The sequence below is a fragment of the Peribacillus sp. NPDC058002 genome (assembly GCF_042886655.1).
Lineage (GTDB): Bacteria > Bacillota > Bacilli > Bacillales > DSM-1321 > Peribacillus > Peribacillus aracenensis.
Genome location: NZ_JBHVQU010000002.1, coordinates 41,775 through 65,696 on the forward strand (window position 1 = coordinate 41,775; position 23,922 = coordinate 65,696).

26 protein-coding genes are annotated in these 23,922 nt (G+C 41.6%); 12 read left to right on the forward strand and 14 right to left on the reverse strand.

Translation table 11 applies throughout. The features are described 5' to 3' along the window. Nucleotides 1-3: 3 nt before the first annotated feature. Both pdaA and ACFVSH_RS00855 read right to left on the reverse strand, forming a co-directional pair. Entirely contained in the window at nt 4-789 is a 786-nt protein-coding gene (pdaA, locus tag ACFVSH_RS00850; RefSeq protein ID WP_387704374.1) for a delta-lactam-biosynthetic de-N-acetylase, read from the reverse strand. Nucleotides 790-1,009: 220 nt separating this feature from the next. Beyond that, on the reverse strand, nt 1,010-1,195 hold the full coding sequence (locus ACFVSH_RS00855) for a hypothetical protein (RefSeq protein ID WP_387601968.1): 186 nt from the start codon (nt 1,193-1,195) through the stop codon (nt 1,010-1,012). Between the two features lie 112 nt (nt 1,196-1,307). On the opposite strand from ACFVSH_RS00855, the gene ACFVSH_RS00860 reads away from it, so the two are divergent. Then, the gene (locus ACFVSH_RS00860) at nt 1,308-1,445 is read left to right on the forward strand and encodes a hypothetical protein (RefSeq protein ID WP_387704376.1); all 138 of its coding nucleotides are present in this window, start codon (nt 1,308-1,310) and stop codon (nt 1,443-1,445) included. A gap of 49 nt (nt 1,446-1,494) precedes the next feature. Here the strand turns inward: ACFVSH_RS00860 and ACFVSH_RS00865 are convergent, their stop codons facing one another. Both ACFVSH_RS00865 and ACFVSH_RS00870 read right to left on the reverse strand, forming a co-directional pair. Beyond that, nucleotides 1,495-3,063 (reverse strand): fumarate hydratase, encoded by a 1,569-nt coding sequence (locus tag ACFVSH_RS00865; RefSeq protein ID WP_311202561.1) that lies wholly within the window; start codon nt 3,061-3,063, stop codon nt 1,495-1,497. Between the two features lie 304 nt (nt 3,064-3,367). Continuing rightward, entirely contained in the window at nt 3,368-3,553 is a 186-nt protein-coding gene (locus tag ACFVSH_RS00870) for an SE1561 family protein (protein WP_387601961.1), read from the reverse strand. A gap of 150 nt (nt 3,554-3,703) precedes the next feature. Between ACFVSH_RS00870 and yfkAB the strand changes: the two genes are divergently transcribed. Continuing rightward, the gene (yfkAB, locus tag ACFVSH_RS00875; protein WP_387704378.1) at nt 3,704-4,831 is read left to right on the forward strand and encodes a radical SAM/CxCxxxxC motif protein YfkAB; all 1,128 of its coding nucleotides are present in this window, start codon (nt 3,704-3,706) and stop codon (nt 4,829-4,831) included. Nucleotides 4,832-4,865: 34 nt separating this feature from the next. Here the strand turns inward: yfkAB and ACFVSH_RS00880 are convergent, their stop codons facing one another. Together ACFVSH_RS00880 and cax are read right to left on the reverse strand one after the other, a co-directional pair. Next, nucleotides 4,866-5,678: a YfkD famly protein gene (locus ACFVSH_RS00880; protein ID WP_387601955.1), complete on the reverse strand. Its 813-nt coding sequence runs from the start codon at nt 5,676-5,678 to the stop codon at nt 4,866-4,868. Nucleotides 5,679-6,147: 469 nt separating this feature from the next. Then, the gene (gene cax / locus ACFVSH_RS00885) at nt 6,148-7,206 is read right to left on the reverse strand and encodes a calcium/proton exchanger (RefSeq protein ID WP_387602118.1); all 1,059 of its coding nucleotides are present in this window, start codon (nt 7,204-7,206) and stop codon (nt 6,148-6,150) included. A 189-nt stretch (nt 7,207-7,395) separates the two neighbouring features. Here cax and ACFVSH_RS00890 point away from each other — a divergent pair, with 189 nt between their 5' ends. Together ACFVSH_RS00890 and ACFVSH_RS00895 are read left to right on the forward strand one after the other, a co-directional pair. Continuing rightward, the gene (locus ACFVSH_RS00890; protein WP_387601952.1) at nt 7,396-8,562 is read left to right on the forward strand and encodes an MFS transporter; all 1,167 of its coding nucleotides are present in this window, start codon (nt 7,396-7,398) and stop codon (nt 8,560-8,562) included. 320 nt (nt 8,563-8,882) lie between these two features. After that, nucleotides 8,883-10,802 (forward strand): heavy metal translocating P-type ATPase, encoded by a 1,920-nt coding sequence (locus ACFVSH_RS00895; protein ID WP_387704380.1) that lies wholly within the window; start codon nt 8,883-8,885, stop codon nt 10,800-10,802. 234 nt (nt 10,803-11,036) lie between these two features. Here the strand turns inward: ACFVSH_RS00895 and ACFVSH_RS00900 are convergent, their stop codons facing one another. Together ACFVSH_RS00900 and ACFVSH_RS00905 are read right to left on the reverse strand one after the other, a co-directional pair. Further along, complete coding sequence (locus tag ACFVSH_RS00900) at nt 11,037-11,876, reverse strand: YihY/virulence factor BrkB family protein (RefSeq protein ID WP_260286578.1); 840 nt, start codon at nt 11,874-11,876, stop codon at nt 11,037-11,039. A gap of 16 nt (nt 11,877-11,892) precedes the next feature. Next, nucleotides 11,893-12,285 (reverse strand): YtxH domain-containing protein, encoded by a 393-nt coding sequence (locus ACFVSH_RS00905; protein ID WP_387601946.1) that lies wholly within the window; start codon nt 12,283-12,285, stop codon nt 11,893-11,895. A gap of 233 nt (nt 12,286-12,518) precedes the next feature. On the opposite strand from ACFVSH_RS00905, the gene ACFVSH_RS00910 reads away from it, so the two are divergent. The 4 genes from ACFVSH_RS00910 to ACFVSH_RS00925 all read left to right on the forward strand — a co-directional run bounded on the left by ACFVSH_RS00910 (nt 12,519) and on the right by ACFVSH_RS00925 (nt 14,863). Next, nucleotides 12,519-12,743, forward strand: coding sequence for a DUF1128 domain-containing protein (locus tag ACFVSH_RS00910; protein WP_034305672.1), 225 nt, complete (start codon nt 12,519-12,521; stop codon nt 12,741-12,743). A 97-nt stretch (nt 12,744-12,840) separates the two neighbouring features. Next, nucleotides 12,841-14,106: a molybdopterin molybdotransferase MoeA gene (locus tag ACFVSH_RS00915; protein WP_387601943.1), complete on the forward strand. Its 1,266-nt coding sequence runs from the start codon at nt 12,841-12,843 to the stop codon at nt 14,104-14,106. Continuing rightward, nucleotides 14,094-14,609, forward strand: coding sequence for a molybdopterin-guanine dinucleotide biosynthesis protein B (gene mobB / locus ACFVSH_RS00920; RefSeq protein ID WP_387601940.1), 516 nt, complete (start codon nt 14,094-14,096; stop codon nt 14,607-14,609). Before ACFVSH_RS00915 ends, mobB begins: the two co-directional genes overlap by 13 nt. Nucleotides 14,610-14,620: 11 nt before the next feature. Further along, nucleotides 14,621-14,863, forward strand: a complete 243-nt coding sequence (locus tag ACFVSH_RS00925; RefSeq protein WP_387601937.1) for a DUF2164 domain-containing protein — start codon at nt 14,621-14,623, stop codon at nt 14,861-14,863. Between the two features lie 39 nt (nt 14,864-14,902). Here the strand turns inward: ACFVSH_RS00925 and map are convergent, their stop codons facing one another. The 6 genes from map to ACFVSH_RS00955 all read right to left on the reverse strand — a co-directional run bounded on the left by map (nt 14,903) and on the right by ACFVSH_RS00955 (nt 19,779). Beyond that, nucleotides 14,903-15,649 (reverse strand): type I methionyl aminopeptidase, encoded by a 747-nt coding sequence (gene map, locus ACFVSH_RS00930; protein WP_387601935.1) that lies wholly within the window; start codon nt 15,647-15,649, stop codon nt 14,903-14,905. 106 nt (nt 15,650-15,755) lie between these two features. Then, nucleotides 15,756-16,271 (reverse strand): type 1 glutamine amidotransferase domain-containing protein, encoded by a 516-nt coding sequence (locus ACFVSH_RS00935; RefSeq protein ID WP_387601932.1) that lies wholly within the window; start codon nt 16,269-16,271, stop codon nt 15,756-15,758. A gap of 200 nt (nt 16,272-16,471) precedes the next feature. Beyond that, nucleotides 16,472-16,747: a late competence development ComFB family protein gene (locus ACFVSH_RS00940; protein ID WP_387601931.1), complete on the reverse strand. Its 276-nt coding sequence runs from the start codon at nt 16,745-16,747 to the stop codon at nt 16,472-16,474. Between the two features lie 45 nt (nt 16,748-16,792). After that, the gene (gene motB / locus ACFVSH_RS00945) at nt 16,793-17,548 is read right to left on the reverse strand and encodes a flagellar motor protein MotB (RefSeq protein WP_387601928.1); all 756 of its coding nucleotides are present in this window, start codon (nt 17,546-17,548) and stop codon (nt 16,793-16,795) included. Next, nucleotides 17,541-18,332, reverse strand: a complete 792-nt coding sequence (gene motA / locus ACFVSH_RS00950; RefSeq protein WP_192207760.1) for a flagellar motor stator protein MotA — start codon at nt 18,330-18,332, stop codon at nt 17,541-17,543. The genes motB and motA overlap by 8 nt, the downstream gene beginning before the upstream one ends. Nucleotides 18,333-18,681: 349 nt before the next feature. Further along, on the reverse strand, nt 18,682-19,779 hold the full coding sequence (locus ACFVSH_RS00955; RefSeq protein ID WP_387601925.1) for an AbrB family transcriptional regulator: 1,098 nt from the start codon (nt 19,777-19,779) through the stop codon (nt 18,682-18,684). Between the two features lie 393 nt (nt 19,780-20,172). Here ACFVSH_RS00955 and mreBH point away from each other — a divergent pair, with 393 nt between their 5' ends. The 4 genes from mreBH (at nt 20,173) to ACFVSH_RS00975 (ending at nt 23,792) form a co-directional block, all read left to right on the forward strand. After that, a complete protein-coding gene (mreBH, locus tag ACFVSH_RS00960) occupies nt 20,173-21,180 on the forward strand; it encodes a rod-share determining protein MreBH (RefSeq protein ID WP_387601922.1) in 1,008 nt (335 codons plus the stop codon). 264 nt (nt 21,181-21,444) lie between these two features. Further along, the gene (locus ACFVSH_RS00965) at nt 21,445-22,008 is read left to right on the forward strand and encodes a tyrosine-type recombinase/integrase (protein ID WP_063234693.1); all 564 of its coding nucleotides are present in this window, start codon (nt 21,445-21,447) and stop codon (nt 22,006-22,008) included. 53 nt (nt 22,009-22,061) lie between these two features. After that, nucleotides 22,062-22,559 (forward strand): cation:proton antiporter regulatory subunit, encoded by a 498-nt coding sequence (locus ACFVSH_RS00970; RefSeq protein ID WP_387601918.1) that lies wholly within the window; start codon nt 22,062-22,064, stop codon nt 22,557-22,559. A gap of 6 nt (nt 22,560-22,565) precedes the next feature. After that, nucleotides 22,566-23,792: a cation:proton antiporter gene (locus ACFVSH_RS00975; RefSeq protein ID WP_260286566.1), complete on the forward strand. Its 1,227-nt coding sequence runs from the start codon at nt 22,566-22,568 to the stop codon at nt 23,790-23,792. Nucleotides 23,793-23,922: the final 130 nt, after the last annotated feature.

Genomic DNA, 23,922 nt, shown 5'->3' on the forward strand with positions numbered 1-23,922 from the left:
ATTTTAATAAAGCATTCGGTTCGGCAATTGTTTCTCAATCATTAAAGCATCCAGGCTACTGAATGTGTACCCCTGTTTTTCAAGATCCGTCAGAATCGAGTCCAATGCTTCCGCATTATCCTTCGATACGGTATGCAGTAATAAAATAGCGCCAGGATGAATCTGCTTAAGCACTTCATCGTGTGCGAACGCGGCACCCTTTTGTTGATCAACAATCCAGTCTTTATATGCCAGTGACCAGAAGATGTGGTAATACCCTTCTTTTTTTGCGACTCTCATCGTTCTCTCATTAAATACCCCACGAGGCGGCCTTAAGTAATTCATTCCTTTTTGCCCCGTTAATTTTTCCGTTGCTTCTTTTACCCTCTCAAGCTCCGTGCGTATCACATCGTCCGTCACGCTGGTCATATCCGGATGGTTCCATGAATGGTTTCCTACGATATGCCCCTCATTAGCCATACGGACAACAAGCTCAGGTGCCGTCTTTAAATAATGACCCGTGACAAAAAAAGCTCCAGGTGCACCATGTTTCTTCAGAACATCTAAAATCTGGGCCGTATAGCCATTTTCATAACCGTTATCAAATGTTAAATAAACGACTTTTTTCCTTGTATCCCCTTTATAAATCGCTTCATATTCAGGCAGCATCTCATTGAATTTTTCACCTGCATCGGCAGGTGTCCCATTTTTACCTTTATTGAAACCCCAGTTATAGGATTCTGCAAAAGCTGGGCTTGCCAAAGAGCATATCAAGCATATTAAAGCGGATAAAATCACCTTTTTTTTCATTGGAATATCCCCCATGTCCTTTTTTCTTATTGTTTGGAACACGGAGATTTATATGCATGATATTGTGAATGTCGAATTATTGGACCCTATGTCTAATTCAATACGCTCAGGAACCAATTTTAGTACCACGGGCCAAAATATTAGAGGTATTTCCCTGCCAAACCTAAATCCACAAAAAAAAGGCCTATCCTCCAAAAAGGATGGGCCCCCCATGCTTTGTTTATCCTTTAAATAACGCTTGTGCCGCCTTCCAAATAATGGCGATAGCGAAAATGAGAACGATAACAATTCCGACTACGTCAAGGAATGTTTCAAGACCGGAGAAAATCGTATTTGCCACAGGGAGTTGGATGAAAGCAAAGCCGGTTAACATGGCGATAAAGAATAAGATGTAGCTATTCTGCATGAAAATCCCCCCTTTCCCTTCTAATGTATGTGCGAGCGTTCCAAAAGATTGTACTTTTTCGAGTAAATTATCGCCTTTTTTTTCATATACATTTAGCAAGGGGGGGAATGAAATGCTGGAATGGGTTATCACTATAGGCTTTGTTGGTTGTCTTGGTTTAGGTGGCGGAGTGTTTGTTCATTTTGTGAAAAGTGGATTGAATGTAGAGGATGCTTCAAGGATCGATCAACTGCCGGAAACCGAAAAGTAGGATATGCAAAAGACGCTCAACCGTTTGGTGAGCGTCTTTTCCCAGACAATTATTTAAATACTGGTTCTTTGAATTGTGCCAATTTTTCCAACGAAGATTGCTGAACGTCTTTATGCAGGCTGTTTCCATGTGAATCCATGGTAACTACGGCAGTAAATCCTTCAACATTCAGATGCCACATCGCTTCTGGAATACCAAATTCGGTGAAGTTCACACCTTCGACGGATTTGATGCAGTCTGCATAATATTGAGCAGCCCCGCCGATTGCGTTTAGATAAACGCCGCCGTGTTCACTAAGTGCCTCTAGTGTTTTTGGACCCATTCCGCCTTTACCGATAACTGCACGGATGCCGAATCGTTTCATGATATCGCCTTGGTATGGTTCTTCCCGAATACTTGTCGTTGGTCCCGCAGCCTTCACATGCCATTTACCTTCTTCGTCCTTCAGCATAACCGGGCCACAATGATAGATGATTTGTCCATCCAGGTCGATTGGTGCAGGATTTTCAGATAAATGCTTGTGGATCGCGTCACGGCCTGTATACATTCTGCCGTTAATATGAACTACGTCACCAACTTTTAATTCGCGGATTTGTTCTTCCGTGATTGGTGCTTGCAGGGTGATTTCACGGGAAGCTTTAACGTCCGGTTCAGCAGCGGCTGCCACTTCGTCCTTGGCTGCTTTTTCTGCTTCTAAAGCAAAGTCGATTTTCTCGCCTTCTTGATACAACCACTCATTGATTTCACCTGTTTCAGGATTGACTTTCACTCCTAAACGGCGGAACGCCCAGCAGTTGTAAGCAACGGATACGAAAAAGCTTGCCGGAATACGGTGCATGACACCGATTTTACACCCAAGCAGTGTAGTTTCGCCGCCAAAGCCCATCGTGCCGATTCCCAATTCATTAGCTGACTTCATGATGTAATCTTCAAGTTTACGAAGGTCTTCATTCGGATTCACATCTTCATTACTGCGGAAGAGTTGCGCCTTTGCCAAATCATATCCGGATGAACGGTCCCCACCGATACCAACGCCGATGAAGCCGGCACTGCAGCCTTGTCCTTGTGCTTGGTAGACAGAGTGAAGTACACATTTACGGATTCCGTCCAAATCACGGCCCGCTTTCCCCAATCCTTCAAGTTCCATAGGCAGACTGTATTGGATGTTTTTATTTTCACAGCCGCCGCCTTTTAAGATAAGGCGAACATCAATATAGTCTTTTTCCCATTGATCGAATTTAATGACTGGAAGACCTTCCCCAAGGTTATCCCCGCTATTTTCACCCGATAAAGAGTCAACTGCGTTTGGACGAAGTTTTCCGCCTTTAGTCGCTAAAATGATCGCATTTCGGATTGCTTTTTTTATTTCAAGTTGGTTCACGCCAACTGGAGTTTTTATTTTGAAAGTCGGCAGACCAGTATCCTGACAAATCGGTGATACATTGTCGTCAGCCATTGTAATATTATTCGTGATGGTATCCAAGCTTAATGCAGAACGAGTACCAGCATTTTCACGTTGTTTTGCACTTTTGACCGCACGACGAACATCCTTTGGAAGATTCGTTGAAGTTTCAACGATAAGACTGTACATACTTTCTTGGAATTTTTGAATATCCAAATTTCTCTTCCCCCTCTTATTTTCCCCTAGATTTAGATTTAATCATTTCCCTGCTTCTCTATAAATAGCGAATGATTCTACACCCGTTTTATTATACATCTAACATAATCTTTCGAAAACAAGTAATTATTTTTCTTAATGAATAGCAATTTGGAGAGAAATGATCAAAGCGCCTTAAATAGCCCATAAGTCAAATACCATCACCAATCATTGGAAGATTTGATATTAAAAAGAGATGACGCAGGTTTCTCGTCATCCCTTCATGAATATTAACATTGAAAAAGTCATACTATCGAAACAGATATCAGTCTTCCCGGGTTTTGAATTGTTCCACTTTGCCTTCCAAATCATCTATCATGCCGATTAAACGGTCTATATCTTCCAACTCCGCAGTTTCCGGTTCGATATGATCAAGAACTTCCATGAACATCGTGAGGCGTTCTTTTAAGTATGTTAATTGTTCGTTTTTACCTGTAATGGATTTTCCCATGAGGCACTCTCCTTCCGTTCTTCTTTCATCGTAACGAAATCTGCTTGAAAGTGCAATGGCAAGCTATAAATACAGCTCTCCGCCATTTGACAATTTTTATTCCCATTGTTCATAATGGGTTAGTGCATTATTACGTAAGGAGTTTTAAATATGTCAATAATCAAGCAAGATACTTTAACACCAATTACACCCAAGTATGATCCTTGGGAAGCATATATGGACGTTGAACAATATGGAAAACTCAGCCTCACCAATGTGGAGTTCACCACCACCACCCTTTGCAATATGCGTTGTGAGCATTGTGCCGTCGGTTACACACTCCAGCCCAAGGACCCGGATGCCCTGCCTCTGGAATTACTGATTCAGCGCCTTGATGAGATCCCTTTGCTTCGCTCGCTCAGCATCACTGGCGGGGAACCGATGCTTTCAAGAAAACAAGTGAAGAATTATGTTTTGCCTCTATTGAAATATGCCCGCAGCCGCGGGGTACGGACACAAATCAATTCCAATTTGACCCTTGACTTGGAACGGTATGAGGAAATCATTCCTTATTTGGATGTTCTGCACATTTCCCATAATTGGGGAACGATCGATGAATTCATTGATATCGGCTTTGCCATGATGGATCGAAAACCATCTCGTGAACAGCGAAAGAAACTATTCGATAAAATGATCGAAAATTCCCGTGCCCTGACAAAAGCTGGTGTGCTGGTATCTGCTGAAACGATGCTTAATAAACGGACATTGCCTCATCTTGAGCATATTCACAGACAGATCGTCGATGAAATGGGATGTCAAAGACATGAAATTCATCCGATGTATCCAAGCGATTTCGCTTCGGCACTTGAAACTTTACCATTGGATAATATGCGTGAAGCGATTCATCATTTGCTGGATATCCGTGATGAAAATGTTTGGATGCTTTTCGGTACCCTGCCATTTTATCCTTGCAATAACAGTAAAGAGGATATAAAGTTGCTTCAACGCCTTTATGGTTCACATAAAGTGACGGTACGGAATGACCCTGATGGACGTTCCAGGTTGAACATCAATATTTTCACTGGGGAAGTGATCGTGACCGATTTCGGCGACGCGCCTACATTAGGGAATATCAAAGATCAGCCCTTGACCGATTCCTATGACACATGGATGAATTCGAAACTGGCCAATGAATTGAACTGCCACTGCCCGGCAGTCAAATGTCTAGGCCCGAATGTTCTCGTCAAAAATGCTTACTACCCGAAGGAGGACTTCAGGATCAGGAAGTCAACCATATGAAGAAAAACTCGCCAATCCGGCGAGTTTTTTCAATTTACCTTGGTTGCTGCGAGACTGTAAAGCTGAAGGAAACATGGTCCTGAACCGGTATCCATGCACCGATGCCTTGTGAAGTGATGTTCTTTATCGTAATGGTTCTTTTATTTCCTTTTAGATTCAAATATACTTCCCCATATGTGACCTTGCCTTTTTCATTGACGGCGGAAGCAAAACTGGATAAGTAACCAATCCTATTTGAAGCCACATTATATACTTGATCTTTTTTCGTACCAGCTCCGATGATCGTTTCAAAAGCCAAAGGCAAATTCGTTTTTTCAGTGGCTTTTAGCAGCATCATCTTTTGAACATCCTCAGCCTTTGGAATTTTCGCTGTCAGACCGCCACTCACTGCCTTCTGACTTTCCTGGACATAACGGATCTTATAGGGAACTTCACCGCCGCGATTATCATAGTAATTAGTATTGATCTTTTGGTATTCCCAGTTTGGTGCCGTTTCAGAAGACTCATAATTCAAGGCCCAATGGCCAAGGTAAATGGTTGCCCTGTATCCAAAAGCAAGCGGGGCTTTTGCAATTGCGGATTCATTCAACATTTGGATGAGTTCTGGGTTTTCAATCTTGATATCCGACGAATCGATCAATTGTTTGGCAAGATTACTCGGCTGCAGCATCGGAAGATCCTGGGTCGGGTTCGGATACGTATTCTCCTTTGCAATATTCAATACTGAAGGTGGGATATTCACCTTATTCTGATTTGCTTTGACTTCCGGTATATCAGCTGCAAAACTTACATTCGCCTGAATAAAGGCAATTAGGGCAATCATCGTAATAATAATAGTTCTTTTCATGCTGTCGCACTCCTTTGAGGGGTTCAATCATATTGATTATAGATTTTGTTTTTAGCCAACATTCTATACATTTCATTCCGATTTCAACTTTGTAATGAATTTGTAAAGTTCAGAATATTTACTTTTCTATTCAAATCAGTTATACTTATTTTACATTATAAAAAGGAGGCGAAATCGTTCATACCTATTAAACCTTCAGGAGGTATGCTTATCGAACAATCCATGACACCCTTTTAAAGGATGACAGAAAACGAATTCGCCTATACTTAAATCTGATGTAAAAGGATGGTGTGACACTCTAGAATATTTTCTCAACTTGTTCAAAAGCATGATGAAAAATTTTGGAATAACTTATGAATGGTAATTTACTAATATAGAAATGACTCTGCTAAATCTAACCCGAGCAGAGTCATTTTTATTTTTTCATTTTATAAAAAGAAAGACCTTCCGCATCGGAAGGCCTGCATTCTTATAATAAGTAAAATCCAATTCCCATAATGAAGTAAGCGGCCAATAAGGTAAGCCCTTCAAACCAGTTCGTTTCCCCGTCATTAGAAATCATGATCACCAGAAAGACTGCTGTAACCATTGATATTAGTTCTGGCATTGTGAAAACAAGCGGCATACTCGTTGGATACATTAACGAAATCAATACGAGTACAGGAGCAACGAACATCGCTACTTGAAGCGTGGAACCAACGGCAATCTCCACAGCGACATCCATTTTGTTTTTATAGGCCATAATGACGGCGGAAGCATGCTCTGCCGCGTTACCGACAATCGCTACGATAATGACACCGATGAATAACTCCGACCATCCGAAGGCTTCCCCCACCTCGCTAAACGTATGGACAAGTTTTTCCGATATGTAAGCAACAGCCAATGTAGCGGCAGCAAGTATTATAATTGCCTTTTTCCTGCTCCACTCCGGTACTTCCGCTTCATGATCCTCGAGTTTCTCTGTATGCTGATATACCCCGCGGTGTGTAACCAATTTAAAGAATAATGCAGCAAGATATAATATGATCATTATAATGGAAATTCCGACACTTAACGACATCGTGCTTGATTCACCCATGTTTTGTGTGAATACTTCCGGTATGACGAAGGCCACAATTACTGCAAAAATCAATAGACCGGCATTATGCCTCGCATCGAATACATTAAATTTCTGCCGTTTGTATTTAGTCCCTCCGATAAAGAATGAAAGTCCTGCTACCAACAATAAATTTCCTAAAACGGAACCTGTCAAAGACGCCAGCACGACACCCACTAGCCCCGCCTTTAATGAAAAGATGGATATGATCAATTCTACTGCATTACCAAAGGTTGCATTCAAGAGACCGCCAATCCTTGGTCCCATAACGATCGCTAAGCTTTCAGTGGCCCGGCCCATGAAGCCTGCCAGCGCCACGATTGTTAAGCAATATACTATGAACATGATTACACTCGGCCAATGCAATAATGACCCAATGACAGATAAAGGGACGCCTAACAGGACAAGCCCCAAAAATATTTTATTCACGATACTTCTCCTCACAATCCTGTAGTTCTTTTTATGTAACAAAAACTATCATACATAATCTTCGGGTGATGACAAAGGAAAATTTTATCATCCCCTCTCTTCTTGACAATATTTACCCAAATTTCTATTGCTTAATCCTCTTCCTAAGATGTAACATCAAGAAGGTATACACTTCTTAGGAGACATGATTTTATGAATAATAAATTGCTTTTAAGCGTTTTAATCTTAATTGTCGGCATATCGGGGTTTTCTCAAGGGATGCTTCTGCCGATCATTGCCATCATTTTTGAAAATGAAGGAATTAGCTCATCCCTAAACGGGTTTCATGCAGCCTCCCTTTATATTGGAATTCTATTGATTTCTCCTTTTATGGAAGCCCCACTCCGTAAATACGGCTATAAGCCATTGATATTATTTGGCGGGCTAACGGTCATCGTATCACTTGCCCTATTTCCTGTCTGGAAATCATTCTGGTTTTGGTTCGTACTGCGTTTCTTCATTGGTATCGGCGATCATACACTTCACTTTGCTACACAGACTTGGATCACGGCCATTTCACCAATAGCGAAGCGCGGAAGGAATCTTGCCATTTATGGACTCTTCTTCAGTCTTGGCTTCATGGTTGGCCCGCTGATGACGAAGCTTCTTGAGATCAATCAGTCTTTGCCTTTCATCATCACATCCATACTTAGCCTTCTGGCTTGGTCCACTGTTTTCCTTATTAGAAATGAGCTTCCTGAACAAGATGATTCTGAAAGCACATCATTCCTTGGCACACTCAAAAGGTTTACGAAAGTTAGCCGCATAGCCTGGGTCGCTTTTTTACTTCCGTTTACATTTGGCGTGCTTGAAGCCTCATTGAATAGCAATTTCCCTGTATTCGCTTTGCGCTCCGGAATCGATTTAACCGCAGTATCCATCATCATTCCGGCATTTTCTGCAGGGACTCTGCTTACCCAGATTCCCTTGGGGATGGTCAGTGACCGTTTTGGACGGCGAAAGACCTTGCTGACGATTCTTATATCAGGGTTTGCCATATTCACTCTTGCAGGGATATATTCCTATTCAGTGCTTGGCCTATTCATCTGTTTTATGTTTGGCGGAATGATGGTTGGTTCGACTTTCTCGCTGGGAATCAGTTATATGGCAGATCTTTTACCTAGAAACCTATTGCCTGCCGGGAATTTATTATGCAGTATATTCTTTAGTCTCGGCAGCATTGGCGGTCCATTCTTTGGCGGCCTGGTTATAGAACACATTGATGGAGGAAGTTTTTTCTATATGATAAGTATCATGCTTTTCCTTGTCTTCATATCATTGGCCTTGTTTAAGGAAAAAATGCCTGCTCCCGTTATGTAGTATAATTTTTTATCTTGACTGCTTCTTTTATTATTCAATTTTTCAATAGACTTTATATTGGTTAGAAAATACTTTATATTTTTTACTAGATTAGAATCATTCTTCTTTATTTCTGAATAGGATATGTGGTATTATAATAATAACAAAAGGGACATCACGTTTATAAACCTTTGAAAACATTGCTGTCATCGCAATTACGGTGGCAGCTTTCATATTTTATCCAGAGAAATGACGTTGATTATCTTTCTCAATTAGATATAACACAAATGATAATCTATATCATTTACACAAAAAAAGTGAAGAATGTGGGAGGGAATCTTATGACTACAGATACTAAACATTTAACCCAACCGGCTGCATGCAAAACCACTTGGGTGGAAAAAGCAAAACCTCATCTAGAACTTATTGCTGCATTATTCAGCGGTTTACTTATAGTATTGGGCTGGGCTCTTTCAAAGAATGGAATGGAAACTGCCTCCATAATCATTTACTTGGCCTCTTTCTTGATTGGCGGATATGCCAAGGCGAAAGAAGGCATAGAAGATACGATTGCCGACCGGGAATTGAATGTTGAGATGCTGATGATTTTTGCGGCAATCGGTTCTGCGGTCATCGGATACTGGACGGAAGGCGCCATATTGATTTTCATCTTCGCTTTAAGCGGTGCCCTTGAAACATACACGATGAATAAAAGCCATAAAGAAATTTCGGCACTTATGGACTTACAGCCGGAAGAAGCACTGCGCATCACTAACGGATATGAAGAAACCGTATCCGTTTCACAACTGCATATCGGGGATTTAATTTTAGTGAAACCAGGAGAGAGAGTCCCTTCAGATGGAAAAATCACGGACGGCCGTACCAATATCGATGAGGCCGCCATCACTGGCGAATCCATACCAGTCAGTAAATCATTGGATGATGAAGTATTTGCGGGAACGGTCAATCTCCGAGGAACGATTACCGTGGAAATCACCAAACCGGCAAGTGAAACTTTATTTCAAAAAATAATCACTCTCGTTCAATCCGCACAAAGTGAAAAGTCCCCTTCCCAGCTGTTCATTGAACGGTTTGAAGGAACCTATGTAAAAGTAGTATTGACGGTTGTCGCCCTGATGATGTTCATACCCCATTTCCTATTGGGGTGGAGCTGGACCGAGACATTCTACAGAGCGATGATCCTGCTCGTTGTCGCTTCTCCTTGTGCCCTTGTGGCCTCTATCATGCCAGCTACACTTTCTGCCATTTCAAATGGAGCCCGTCATGGCATTTTATTTAAAGGGGGCATCCATCTTGAGAATCTAGGTAATCTGCAGGCAATTGCTTTAGATAAAACCGGTACATTGACAAAAGGAAAACCAGAGGTAACCGATGTCATTATCCGCGAAGATTTAAACGAAGATGACTTCTTATTTCATATTGCATCTGTTGAAAATTATTCGAATCACCCTTTGGCAACATCGATCGTACGTTATGCCAAATCGAAATTGCAAAAGGATATCATTAAACCAAATAACATGGAAGATATCTCAGGTAATGGGGTTCAAGCCTATATCAATGGCGTGCTTTGGCAAGTCGGAAAGGCTGATTTCGTCGGTCGCAGTGAAGCAGAACGATTCCAAAATGGCATTGCACTGACATTGGCTGAACAAGGCAAGACAATCGTTTATGCAAAAGATGATCAAGGAATTGCAGGCATACTCACTTTGAAAGATGTCGTGCGTGAAGAAACCGTTACAGCCATCGAAGCCTTGAAAAATGAGGGCATCCATACCGTCATGCTTACAGGGGATGGGGAAAAAACGGCTAAAGCGATTGCTTCGGAGAGCCATATAGATGCATACATTGCCGAATGTCTACCTGAAACCAAAGTGACTGAAGTGAAAAAGCTGAAAGAACATTTTGGCACTGTAGCAATGGTTGGGGATGGCATTAATGATGCACCTGCACTTGCAACAGCATCTGTTGGAATTGCAATGGGTGAAGGCACGGATGTTGCCTTGGAGACAGCGGATGTCGTTCTGATGAAGAATGATCTGCCACGCATTGCGGAAGCAGTCAAATTATCCAAGAAGATGAATCGAATCATCAAACAAAACGTCATCTTTTCAATTTCGGTCATCATGATCCTGATAGCATCCAATTTCCTTCAATTTCTAGACCTCCCATATGGCGTCATTGGCCATGAAGGAAGTACAATTCTCGTTATACTGAACAGCTTAAGACTTTTGAGAAACTAAACATGAAAAAGGAGCCTTCCAAGGCTCCCTTTTTTTATGTTTATTTCATTTAGTGATATCCGTTCTTACCGTTTGCAGAACCTGAAGTTTTATGGTTCGAACCTTTATTTTTCCCTTTTTGCTTTGTGCTGCCATCCTTTTTACTCATGAAAGAACTCCTCCTCTTCTAAAGTTGTCATTTCTTGAATAGTATCCGCAGCATGATAATCCGCTATTACGGAAACTCCAGGAAGATCATCCACATTCCGGTTTTTTCTTTTCACTAATGAGCGCATTTATTTCCCCACCCATTATGATTATGAGCCCCGACAAATAAAACCAGACCATTAATACGATGATTCCTCCAAGACTTCCATATGTTGCTGAATAATTAGCGAAGTTCTCCACATAAAATGAAAACAAAAAGGAAGCGAGACTCCATCCTGCCGTTGCAAAGATAGCACCAGGCAGTACGGTTATGCACTTCAGCTTTATGTTCGGCGCAATCCAATAAAGGATGGTGAACACAATTAAAAATACAAGCGTACTGATCACCCATCGAAGTTGGTTCCAAATCGTAAGAAATTCATCGGATTGTCCAATTTCGGCAAATAAAAACACTCCGATCTGTTTTCCGAATACCGGCAGCAATAAAACGACAATAAAAACAAAAATCATCGCTAAAGTGAGAAGAATCGACATTCCCCGGGAAATAAAGAAAGTTCGACTTTCTTTTACACCGTATGCATGGTTAAATGCTTTAATGATTGCATTCATCCCATTCGATGCCGACCATATCGTTCCGATGACACCAAACGACAATAAAGTCCCATTCGCTTCCATCACTTCCGATAGGTTAGCCTCAATGATTCTCATCGAATCGTCAGGCGCATATGTACGAACGGTATTTAATATATCTTCTTGGGAAAATGGCAGATAGGCCAATAAAGTGAATAAAAAAATAAGTAATGGAAACAGGGAAAGTAAAAAGAAATAAGACAGTTGTGCGGCAAGACCAGACACATCATCGACCTGCAACCGTTTTATGAAAGCCTTGAAGAATGAGCCTTTCAGCCATTCTTTTTTATTGGCCATACCTCCACCCCATTTTCTAATTTAAGGAAATCCGTTCATGGTGACTTGAAGTTGTCCCTTCTTCCTCTCCAGCAAAAACTTCCTTCGTCTCCATCACCACTTGGGCAACTTGTGAAGGAATGTCTTTCATTTCCTCCACCTTTTGGGAAATGAAGGAGACATCATCGGAAATTTTTTCAACAGTGGAACGGACCTTAGATGATGTTTCACGTACTTGTGTAAGCACCCCGTTGGGATTCTTTATGAATTCTTTCATATTACCCATGCAGCTTTTACTATTTTCCAATACAGAATAACGCGTATCCTTATCAAAAAGGCTTATCGCTGCCCCAGCCAACGCCCCAATAAAGACCGCTTGCATAAATTTGCTTTTCTTGGCACACTTATATTCTTCACGAATGTTGCTCATATATTCTCCTCCTAGTCATATATTAGTTGATGTATAATAGTAGTAGCTATCTCCATTATACAATGTTTAAATATTTTTTTTCCTATCTTTTCCCAAACTCTCTCACTTTAAAACGTGAAGATGACCAAGTATATCGGGAATCAAGCTTCGTTTTCCACCCGAATATTCATTGACTTCTCAAGGTAATCATGCAAAGATGAAAATATTTAGGAACGTATGAAAGGATGAAGGAAATGGATTTAACGCAAAACACAGCCGAAAGTGTCGAGTTTATGATTGAAGCAATCAAGGATAAATTAAAAGTTATGAACTTCGGTGCAATCAAATCGACCCATTTTGATATTGAGATGTACGAAGAACTGCACGATATTTATACAATGGTGATGAAAAAAACGAATTTCAGTGTCCGTGAAATGGAAGCTATCGCTGAAGAACTTGGAAGACTGCGTAATAAGTAACATTCAAATCCTCCCATTCCGGTGAGGATTTTTTTCATTTTTTAAAAAATCCTGCTACATTTGATATAGAATTTGAAAACCGACAGGAGTTGTAAGCATGGTAGAAAGAAGAACGCCCATCAGTATTGCAGAAGCAGTGGAAAAAGTGATGAAGCATAAATTAACAGGACATACGGAACTGATCCCCCTTGAGGAAAGCCACGACCGTTTTTTGGCTCAAGATATTGTAGCTACAAATGATGTTCCGCATTTTAACCGCTCGCCATATGATGGATTCGCCCTTAGGTCCAAGGATACCGCAGAAGGTTCCATAAATACCCCTCTCGAGTTCGAAGTGGTTGAAGAGTTGGCTGCGGGTATGGTATCGAATATTCCTGTTCAAAAAAATCAAGCGGCAAGAATCATGACTGGAGCTCAGATGCCAGCTGAGTGTGATGCAGTAATCATGCTCGAGCTTACGAAGGAATTCGAAAAGGACGGAAAGAAGTACATATCATTTAAACGCTCTCTTAAGGAAGGCGAAAACGTTTCTTTTCAAGGTGAGGATGCAAAGAAAGGCGATGTTCTTGTGAAAAAAGGAACAGCGATCAATCCAGGGATCATCGGCTTGCTCGCAACATTCGGTTATGCAGAAGTGCCAGTTGCCACTAAGCCTGTCGTTGGATTATTCGCTACGGGGTCTGAACTTCTTGATGTTAATGAACCGTTGCAGCCCGGCAAAATTCGCAACAGCAATTCACATGCGATCTCCGCCCAAATTCGGAGGGCAGGAGGGGAAGTCCGTTTCTATGGAAAGCTTAAGGATGAATTCGAATTAAGCTACGAAGCCATTTCCAATGCCTTGGAGGAAGTGGATCTGCTCATTACGACAGGAGGAGTTTCTGTCGGTGATTTTGATCTTCTCCCGGATATTTATCAAAAAATTGGCGCTGATGTCTTATTCAACAAAGTGGCCATGCGCCCCGGAAGCGTGACGACCGTAGCCGTATATAATAACAAATATTTATTCGGTTTATCCGGCAATCCATCCGCCAGTTATGTCGGCTTTGAACTATTTGCAAGACCGATCATCCGCACCATGCTGTTTTCGGAGCATCCGCATTTACGAAAAGAGACGGCACAATTGGCAGAAGACTTCTTAAAACCCAATCCATTTTCACGTCTGCTTCGGACCCGATTATTTTACGAATCCGGCCAGCTGAAGGTAACTCCTAGCGGTGTGGATAAATCCAATATTACTACAAGCTTGGCAGGTGCCAATTCACTGACAGTCTTACCTGGGGGGACACGTGGTTTCCAAACTGGGGATTTTGTGGACATCCTGCTTCTCGATGACCAAGAAGGATGCCAATGGCCTTGGTAAAGCCATTTATTTTCCAGGTTGTTGGTTACCAAAATAGAGGAAAAACGACCTTCATAACGAATATAATCAAAAAGCTTCGCGAAGAAAAATTAGAGACAGCCGTTTTAAAACATCATGGACATGGCGGAAAACCAGATGTCACAGCCACGAAGGATTCTAATAAACACTTTCATGCAGGCGCGGCCGCATCACTTGTTGAAGGAGATGGCACAATCGAGCTGCTCGGCAATTTCAAGGGTAAAGCCCCTATCACTGAGCTCGTTCAATTACTGTGCCTATTTCTCCCTGATGTGATTTTAATTGAAGGTTATAAGCAAGAGGACTTTCCTAAGGCCATTTTAATCAAAGAAGAAAGTGACCTCCTGTTATTGGAACGGCTTACTAATGTCAAAGCAGCTGTGGCTTGGCCCGAATGTCTGGAACGAACAAGGAGTCATGCTTCAGTACCCGTCTTCCCTTTGGATTCGGATCAATTCATTACATGGTTTTTAGAACAAATATGAAGGAGGGCACAATGTTCATACAATTTCCCATAGAAAAACGCCGCAAGATGATCGAAAGCATCCAAGAATATGTGTATCAGGAACATGGCAAGGAAATCGGTGAAATCGCTGCTGAAAATCATTTGCAGTTCATTTTTGAAAATATTGCTCCCTTTATTTATAATGAAGGTATTAAAGATGCTCAAAAAGTCATTGAGGACAGATTAGGAAATATTGAAGAAGATTTGTATTCATTGGAACGTCCCATCGATTAAAATGAAAAACAGCATCATGACCGATGCTGTTTTTTATGTTCATTGTTCGGTCAAAATAAGCGGACCGTTTTTCGTAATGGCAATTGTATGCTCATATTGTGCCGAGTATTTCCCATCTGCAGTGGATGCCGTCCATCCATTCGGATCTCGGCTTGCTTTATATGTACCTACGTTTACCATTGGCTCGATGGTGAATACCATGCCTTCCTTAAGACGCGGACCTTTATTCGGCAGTCCATAATGCGGAACCTGCGGCTCTTCATGAATGACATTTCCTATCCCGTGTCCGATGAAATCACGAACGACAGAGAAGCCTTCCGCTTCGACATAAGATTGTATGGCATGACCTATATCTCCAATCCGATTGCCTTCCACACATACTTCAATCGCCTTATATAAAGATTCCTTCGTCACATTCACTAAATGTTCGGTTTCCTTTGAAACCTTACCGACCGTATACGTCCAAGCAGAGTCAGCAAGGGCCCCGTTATGATTGACAACCATATCAATCGTTACGATATCTCCGTTTTTCAAAGGGGTCTTACGAGGGAAACCATGACAAATTTCTTCATTTATGCTGGCACATGTCGCATACTCATACCCTTTGTAACCCTTTTGTTCCGGCTTCGCACCATGCTTTTTTAAGAATCCTTCAACAAATTCTTCTATTTCCCATGTTGTCACCCCAGGAACAATCATCTTTGCAATCTCCCTATGACAAGCTGCCAAAATTTTTCCCGATTCATGCATCGCTTGAATTTCACGTGCAGATTTTAATACGATCAATCGTGACACTTCCTTTGTAATTGGTCTCTCCTTTTATTTTACTGCAAAGATTGAAGTATATGAATCCTTTAAAATGAAAAATCCCGGCAGCTGCCGGGATTTTTCATTATTTCAATAGATTGAGCGATTCCCGGTTAAATGCCGGAAGGTCTTCAGGTGTCCTGCTGGTTACAAGCTGGTTGCCGCAAACCACAACCTCTTTGTCCAAATATGTGGCACCTGCATACTCCATATCGACTTTAATAGATGTATATCCTGTTGCGTGGCGCCCTTCAAGTGTTTTGGCCGTAATCAGCAACTGTGGTCCATGACAGATTGCAAATACTGGTTTTTTATCATCCATGAACGATTTGGCGAAAGTTACGAAGCGTTCGTCAGCACGCAGTTGATCAGGGGAAAAACCGCCGGGGATGAATAGTGCATCGAAATTTTCCGGTTTCACCGAGTCGATGCTTTCATCAATCTCCACTTCTACCTCCCCTTGTTTCCCTTTAACCGTTTTCCCTTTTACCATTTCAATCGTCGTTACCTTATGGCCTGCTTCCTCGAATGCTTTTGCCGGTTCACTATACTCCGAGTCCTCAAACATATTCGTTACAACACATGCGATATTTTTACCCATAATCATTCATCTCCTCAATTTTTATCGAATGAACCTACTTTGTACTTTATTTATGTTCCCTCTGCCACCATAAATAAAACACATAATTAATGGTTGTCCCTTTTGTTTATGAGTAATATTTCGAGGTATTTCCGCCATCCCTTCGGCGGTCGCTGTCCACCTTTTTTAATATCGGAAAAAAGATAATGGCAGCCTTTTGATCAATGTTTAGGATACTGGCCAACTACATGTATCGCATTGATGATTCTTTTATTGATCCATTTCCTGTTTTCTTCTGTATTCAAATTTCCAAATATTCTTTTCCGCCTTTCTTCCGTTGTTACATAATAATTAGGCAGGTTATTCAATGATAATGTGATGATGTCATTCTTACATTTCCTGCACGAACAAAATGTTTGGTATTCCATACCAGTCATTAATACATGCACCCATGTCACAACGATTTCTTCCATCACATTCTTATATTCTCTTTCCATATATTCTCCTTCAAAAAGAAAAACCCGTCCATTCCTGACAGGTTTTCACTCATTTATCGCTGTCCGTGGAACAATTAGAATTTCAACCCTCCGGTTTTTCGCCCTTCCTTTTTTCGTTTCATTAGAAGTAACCGGCTTGAATTCCCCATGTCCTTTAGCACTGAACATTTCGGGATCCAACTTTTTATTTTCTAAGAGAAGTTTCATAAAATTCACGGATCGCATCACGCTTAAATCCCAGTTGGATTCATATTGGTAATTTTTAATCGGAATATTATCGGTATGCCCGCTTACGATAATGTTTCTGGGTAAGTCCATGACCAATAAATCCGAGATTTCCTTAGCGATTTTTCGGTTTTCACGTCTCACCTCTGCCACCCCCGATTCGAACAGCACGTTTTCCCTAATTGAAATCAACATTCCTTCATCAGTAAGGTTCGTTCCCAATTTATCCGTTAAATCATTCTTTTTTATGTAGGCATTCACACGCTTCTGAACCTCCATAAGTTCTTCTTGTTCGTTTTTCCCAAGCTTCTCAAGTTCTTCTGCACCTGTTCTCTGTTCTGGTGACGTCGGCTCATTGCTGGGGGAATCACTTGGGAAATCCATAAAACCCGTTCCGCTTGTAAAAACCTGATTAAATACATTGGACAATTGCTGGAACCTTATTGCATCAACCGAACTTGAAGCGAACAAGACGATAAAGAGCGCGAGAAGCAACGTTAAGATATCGGCGTAGGGAACCAGCCATGATTCATCGATATGCTCCTCATGCCTTTGTTTCTTTTTGCGCCTAGCCATCTTCTCTCACATCGCCTTCCAACCACTTCTTACGATCTCCAGCAGGCAAATAGGATGTTAATTTCTGTTCAATCGTTCTTGGCGCTTCCCCTTCGATGATCGATAAAATACCTTCGATCATCATTTCTTTGATTCGGACTTCCTGCTGCGATTTCCGTTTGAGCTTATTGGCAAATGGATGCCATAACACATACCCCGTGTAAATCCCCATCAAGGTTGCGACGAAAGCGGCTGATATGGCATGTCCCAATGCCTCGGTGTCAGCCATATTCCCCAATGCAGCAATCAGCCCGATTACCGCACCCAATACGCCAAGAGTCGGTGCGTATGTACCGGCTTGACTGAAAATCGCTGCCGCGCTTAAATGACGTTCTTCCATCGCGTCTATTTCCTCCGCTAAAATATCACGAATATAATCGGCACTCTGACCTTCGACTGCAAGATTCAAGCCATTTTTCAAAAAGGCATTATCCACTTGATCCGAAATGCTTTCCAATGCCAGCAAGCCTTCTTTCCTGGCAATGACCGCCCATTCCGAAAAGGTCTTTATTAAATCTTCAGGCTTTGTCAATTTTTGTTCAAAGAATAAAATCTTGAATATTTTTGGTAGTCTTTTTAATTCCGACAAAGGGAAAGCCGTTACGACAGCAGCTACCGTCCCTACAATAATGATCAAAATAGCTGCCGGGTTAATCAACGCCGTTACACTAACGCCTTTCAACACCATTCCTACCAAGATGGCCACAATACCGAGAACTACGCCCAAAACTGATGTTATATCCATAATACTCACCCATTCATTTAAAGTCTCATCTCCTCCTTATATCGGATGAACTTCAAAAAAAGTGAGGATTATTTTATTATTCGGATTCAATTTTCAATATATCATCACAAAAGCTACCAGCTTTGGCGCCTACATGAGCTTATTCAACAGCACATTTCAATGGTTCTGGTACAATATTCTTTCGAGAATGGAATTTCAAGCATGTTCCGTTCGTACTTTTATCATAACGTCCGGAATATGCGCGTTTACTCGTAAGTTTCAGCGGTTTACTCGTGAATTCCGCATAACGCCTGGCATTTATTCTTTTCACACTTCAGTATTTCCGAAAAGAAAAAAGGGACAAAGCCTGTTAACTTTGTCCCTGTTCTTGTTTTCCCTTGCTTCTTCCAACCAGCCATTTTATGATGGGTGACAGGAAAAATAAAATGAATAAAATCCTGAATAAATGAAAGCTTGTTACAACGGATAAATCTACATGCACAGACATGGCTGTGACTGCCATTTCGGCGACGCCGCCTGGCGCCATGCTCAAAAATAATTCGTTCGCCTGTAATGATAGGATCGGGGCAAACTGAATGGAAAGATAATAGCAAAATCCAATCAATAGGACATTACTGACGAATACGGCCCCGAACATCTTTCTGAAAAGTCGGGGATTATCAACCTTCAGTGTGTAGCCTAAATGTGCGCCGATCAACAATTGCGACAAATTCAACCAAAAGTCAGGAATCTGCGGGGCACCTGGGCCTGCTAAATTGAAAAGTGCTGCGGCCATGAGAGGTCCTAGCAAAAAAGGCAGCGGAAAATTCGCCTTCTTTGTGATGAAGATGAATAATAGCAAGGTTAACAACATCATGATGGCTAATTTCCCATCATATTCAAATAAGAAAAACGGCCGCTCCGATACGGCCATTACCGCACCTGATTCAACTGACATTACATGAGTCACAATCCAAGGAACAATGGATATCACCAGGATGACCCGCAGTGTTTGCATGAAACCCACTACCGTTTCATCACTATCCTTCATTTCCTCACTTAAGACCACCATCTGCGAAAGACCTCCAGGAAAACTTCCAAGCATGGATGTGCCCAAGGATAAGTTCATCCGTTTCCCGACAAACCAGCCAGTCAACACTGTAAATGAAATGATTGCGATTGTCGTAAAAAGCATAACAGGCAGATATTCAATCATCTCATTCAACGATTGTTTCGTGAATGAACTGCCCAGTTGTAAACCTAGAATGACCAATCCAGTACTTCTAAAGGTTTTAGACCAAAACAAGTACTTCCTTAACTTCATTTTCGCGATCATCACGACGAATAATGGTCCAAGCATCCATGGCAGGTATATTCCAAGGCTATCAAACGCATAACCACCCAGGAAGGCTAGAAAGGCTGTAAAGATGACTCTAAAACTCTTACTCTCGATTAAATTTGCACTCACAAAATTACCTTCTTTATCTAAGCGGATTTTCATCTATATCTTAACATAAAATAAGCTGATTCAAAGCGGCCACCCATGCTTGTTTTCGACTGATGCGAGGTGCGCTATGTGAAATATATTAAAAACGGTACATATGAGGGGTCACTATTACAATAGCAGAATGTTGGCGCCATCAGCCTTTCCGCCATCAGTGGATTGGTTACAATTGGACATTTGCCGTTATCCACTCGCTTGCCATCACCAATGCATTTTTATATTTAGATCATTTTTTCGCTCTCTGAAAAGAAACGGCATGGCAATTCCACCATTTACTAGATTTCCCACCCCCACAAACTCGCAATAAAAGGTAGAATGAGTATATAGGGGGTCAAACTCTTATGGAGGGGTGACTAAATGTTATCAAATACAGAAATAGGCATTGACTTAGGGACTGCAAATACGCTAGTTTACAGTAAAAATAAAGGAATCGTATTTAATGAGCCATCTGTGGTGGCCATTGATATAGAGACTAATAAAGTATTGGCAGTCGGTGTGGATGCAAAAAACATGATCGGGAAAACACCCGGAAATATCGTGGCAATCCGTCCGCTTAAGGATGGTGTCATTGCGGATTTTAATGTAACCGCGCAAATGCTTCGGGAAATCATGAAAAAAGCAAGTAAGGCCCTAGGTTTATCGATTCGCAAACCTAGTGTAGTGGTCTGTACACCATCAGGTTCCACGTCGGTTGAGAGAAGGGCCATTCAGGATGCAGTCAAAAGCTGCGGAGCGAAACAGGTCCACCTGATTGAGGAACCAGTAGCAGCTGCTATAGGTGCGGGCCTGCCTGTCGAAGAGCCTATTGCCAATGTCATCGTTGATATCGGCGGCGGAACGACTGAGGTCGCGATCATCTCTTATGGCGGCGTCGTTTCTTGCAATTCAATCAGAATTGGCGGAGATCAATTGGATGAAGATATCAGCCAATATGTTAGAAAAAAACATAATGTGCTGATTGGGGAAAGAACAGCCGAGGAAATAAAAAAAGAAATCGGCTACGCACTCGTTAAACATTCCGAGATCAGCATGGAAGTCAGGGGCCGCGATCTTGTAACGGGTCTTCCAAAGCCGATTACAATATCATCCACTGACGTCCAGGAAGCTATTCAGGAATCGCTTCTTCATATACTGGAAGCAATCAGGGCCACTTTGGAAGATTGTCCTCCTGAATTGAGCGGGGATATCGTCGATCAAGGTGTCATCTTATCCGGCGGGGGTGCACTTCTCAACGGGATACAAGAATGGCTGACGAATGAAATTGTCGTCCCAGTCCAACTTGCAGATAACCCGCTTGAATCAGTTGCCATCGGAACCGGGCTTTCACTTGAGGTCATTCACAAACTACAAAAAGCCGTGTACTAAAAAGATGAGGAAACCCCAACTTGGGGTTTCTTTTTTTTATCATTCCAGGCTGATATTCTCGATGATGCAAACAGTAATCTCCACATTAAATAACTTCCCTGAAATAATTTACCTCGTTTGAGCAGAGAATAAGGAAAAGGTTTTTTTACGTTCGATAGCATGCATTACTGTTTGGATAGAAATCACCTCAAGACTAAATGTATGCAACGTTACATAACTTGTGTTATAATGTAATTATGTTACATTAGCAAGAGGAGAAGATTTATGGAATATGTAGAAGCCTTTAAGGATATCAATCAAATCAGCAAAATAAAAACATACCTACGCGCTCACTCCAGTCGGGATTATTTATTGTTTGTACTCGGCATCAATACAGGTATGAAGATAAATGAAATGCTTGAAATCACCGTGGCCAGTGTTCTGGATGAAACGGGCAAAATCAAGGAGTTCTATGAACAACGGACGGAAAATGACGAAGTCAATCAAATTTATTTGAACCTGAAAGTCCGTACCGCGTTACAAGAATACCTTAAAGGCTCTAAGGTTATCGAAGGTCAATTTTTATTTCTTTCCCCTAAGACAAAAAAGCCGATAACACGTCAACAGGCGCACCGAATCATCCATGATGCTGTGGAAGGTGCAGGGCTGACAGGAAAATTCGGAGCAAGTTCGATGCGTAAAACTTTTGGCTACCATGCCTATAAGCAAGGAGTTTCACTGGCCTTGATACAGAAGCATTACCATCATTCCAGTCCATCGGAGACATTAAAGTACATCGGCATATCCAAGGAGAAGAAATTCAAGACGAATATTGACGTTAACTTATAAACATCCTGCTATCTTCTATTTAACTCTAACCAACATTTTAAGGAGGAATTCCAGTGAGAATTAGAGAAAGTGAACTTCCTGGTATTGGCCAAAAATTCGAAATCATAACGAGAAATGATGAAAAGTTAGTAATCGTCATTCACGATGACGGCCGTCGGGAATTATACCATTTTGATAATGAACATGAGGACGTCATATCGAGCATCACCCTTAACGATCAGGAATCCCGGCAAATGGCTTCCATCATAGGTGGCATGGTTTATAAACCACAAGCACTTGAAACAATTGAAATGTCTTTGGGTGACTTGGTGATTGAATGGTTCAAAGTCGAACCAGGTTCAAAGGCCATCAATCAAACGATCGGTTCGATTGATATCAGGAGTAATTATAACGTGACCGTCATCGCCCATTCTAAAAAAGGAAAAAAACAATTGAGTAATCCTGGTCCTGACTCCATCATTGAAACAGGCGACACTCTTGTGATATCCGGTGAAAGAAAAGATATCCGTAACCTGACAAGAGAATTATTGACTTACGAAAGGAGTGACTAAGCTCATATGGACCATTTAGTCTTTGAAGTGGGTACTGCCCTACTTCTAGTGGCATTAGCCGCTCTCGTAGCAGGTAAATTCAAAATATCAAATGTTCCACTATTAATTATCATCGGGATGCTCGTTGGCCCCCATGCCCCGCACGTCGGATTAATTGACCTGCGTTTCATTGAAAGTGATGAAATCATAGCCTTCCTCGGTCGTGTCGGTATTTTATTCCTTCTGTTTTACCTAGGGCTTGAATTTTCCGTGAAAAAGCTCATGAAGTCCGGGAAAAATATCGTGACAGGCGGAACCTATTACATTTTAATTAACGTGGGAATGGCCTTGCTGTACGGTTTCCTGCTCGGACTCCCATTAAAAGAGGTGCTGATACTAACAGGGATTATCAGCTTTTCATCAAGTGCCATTGTGGCAAAGGTACTTGTGGACCTTAAAAGGACCGGTAATAATGAAACGGAGCTAATCCTTGGTATTATCATGTTTGAAGATATCTTCCTCGCTGTTTATTTATCAGTCGTATCCGGATTGGTATTAAGCTCTTCTGGTTCCGTTTGGGGAACATTACTTTCTACATTTATCGCAATTGGGTATATGCTGATATTCTTCGTTATTGCCCGGAAGGCTTCTGGGGTATTGAATAAATTATTCAATATAACCTCAGATGAGATATTTATCATTGTCGTGTTCGCGTTACTATTCTTCATTGCAGGTTTCTCGGAGACGATTCATGTTGCAGAAGCCATTGGTGCATTATTGCTCGGCCTAGTCTTTTCGGAAACGGAACATAGCGACAGGATTGAAAAACTTGTCATTCCCTTTAGAGACTTCTTCGGGGCCATATTCTTCTTCAGTTTTGGCTTGAGTATCGATCCGACGACCCTTGGGGGAGCAGTCTGGATGGTTCTTGGAGCAGTCATCATCACCATAATCGGTAACTTTGCAGCTGGAATGATTGCCGGACGCAAATCCGGTTTATCTCACAGAGCTTCCGCAAACATCGGTTTAACAATCGTTTCACGCGGCGAATTCTCCATCATTTTAGCCAACTTAGGCATTGCAGGCGGTTTAATGCCTATACTCACCCCGTTTGCTGCATTATATGTGTTGACCTTAGCGATTCTTGGACCTATCCTGACCAAGGAATCCAAACACATTTATAATATCCTAAATAAAGTCTTCAAATGGACCCCTCCGAAGGTCCAAAAGGAACAGGGAAAAGAAGTGCAATAGAGCAAAAAGGCCAGACAAGATGTCTGGCCTTTTTGCTGTTTACCTTCCATAACATGCTATCATAATTATTATACTTGTTATAAAAAAGGCATAAAATAACCTAGTAGTAGTGTTTGGCCATAGGCTTGAA

Excerpts from the sequence above, each read along its gene's own strand:
- pdaA (WP_387704374.1), bottom strand. The coding sequence starts at position 789 with ATGAAAAAAAAGGTGATTTTATCCGCTTTAATATGCTTGATATGCTCT.
- ACFVSH_RS00855 (WP_387601968.1), bottom strand. The coding sequence starts at position 1,195 with ATGCAGAATAGCTACATCTTATTCTTTATCGCCATGTTAACCGGCTTT.
- ACFVSH_RS00860 (WP_387704376.1), top strand. The coding sequence starts at position 1,308 with ATGCTGGAATGGGTTATCACTATAGGCTTTGTTGGTTGTCTTGGTTTA.
- ACFVSH_RS00870 (WP_387601961.1), bottom strand. The coding sequence starts at position 3,553 with ATGGGAAAATCCATTACAGGTAAAAACGAACAATTAACATACTTAAAA.
- yfkAB (WP_387704378.1), top strand. The coding sequence starts at position 3,704 with ATGTCAATAATCAAGCAAGATACTTTAACACCAATTACACCCAAGTAT.
- ACFVSH_RS00880 (WP_387601955.1), bottom strand. The coding sequence starts at position 5,678 with ATGAAAAGAACTATTATTATTACGATGATTGCCCTAATTGCCTTTATT.
- ACFVSH_RS00890 (WP_387601952.1), top strand. The coding sequence starts at position 7,396 with ATGAATAATAAATTGCTTTTAAGCGTTTTAATCTTAATTGTCGGCATA.
- ACFVSH_RS00895 (WP_387704380.1), top strand. The coding sequence starts at position 8,883 with ATGACTACAGATACTAAACATTTAACCCAACCGGCTGCATGCAAAACC.
- ACFVSH_RS00900 (WP_260286578.1), bottom strand. The coding sequence starts at position 11,876 with ATGGCCAATAAAAAAGAATGGCTGAAAGGCTCATTCTTCAAGGCTTTC.
- ACFVSH_RS00905 (WP_387601946.1), bottom strand. The coding sequence starts at position 12,285 with ATGAGCAACATTCGTGAAGAATATAAGTGTGCCAAGAAAAGCAAATTT.
- ACFVSH_RS00910 (WP_034305672.1), top strand. The coding sequence starts at position 12,519 with ATGGATTTAACGCAAAACACAGCCGAAAGTGTCGAGTTTATGATTGAA.
- ACFVSH_RS00915 (WP_387601943.1), top strand. The coding sequence starts at position 12,841 with ATGGTAGAAAGAAGAACGCCCATCAGTATTGCAGAAGCAGTGGAAAAA.
- mobB (WP_387601940.1), top strand. The coding sequence starts at position 14,094 with ATGGCCTTGGTAAAGCCATTTATTTTCCAGGTTGTTGGTTACCAAAAT.
- ACFVSH_RS00925 (WP_387601937.1), top strand. The coding sequence starts at position 14,621 with ATGTTCATACAATTTCCCATAGAAAAACGCCGCAAGATGATCGAAAGC.
- ACFVSH_RS00935 (WP_387601932.1), bottom strand. The coding sequence starts at position 16,271 with ATGGGTAAAAATATCGCATGTGTTGTAACGAATATGTTTGAGGACTCG.
- ACFVSH_RS00940 (WP_387601931.1), bottom strand. The coding sequence starts at position 16,747 with ATGGAAAGAGAATATAAGAATGTGATGGAAGAAATCGTTGTGACATGG.
- motB (WP_387601928.1), bottom strand. The coding sequence starts at position 17,548 with ATGGCTAGGCGCAAAAAGAAACAAAGGCATGAGGAGCATATCGATGAA.
- motA (WP_192207760.1), bottom strand. The coding sequence starts at position 18,332 with ATGGATATAACATCAGTTTTGGGCGTAGTTCTCGGTATTGTGGCCATC.
- mreBH (WP_387601922.1), top strand. The coding sequence starts at position 20,173 with ATGTTATCAAATACAGAAATAGGCATTGACTTAGGGACTGCAAATACG.
- ACFVSH_RS00965 (WP_063234693.1), top strand. The coding sequence starts at position 21,445 with ATGGAATATGTAGAAGCCTTTAAGGATATCAATCAAATCAGCAAAATA.
- ACFVSH_RS00975 (WP_260286566.1), top strand. The coding sequence starts at position 22,566 with ATGGACCATTTAGTCTTTGAAGTGGGTACTGCCCTACTTCTAGTGGCA.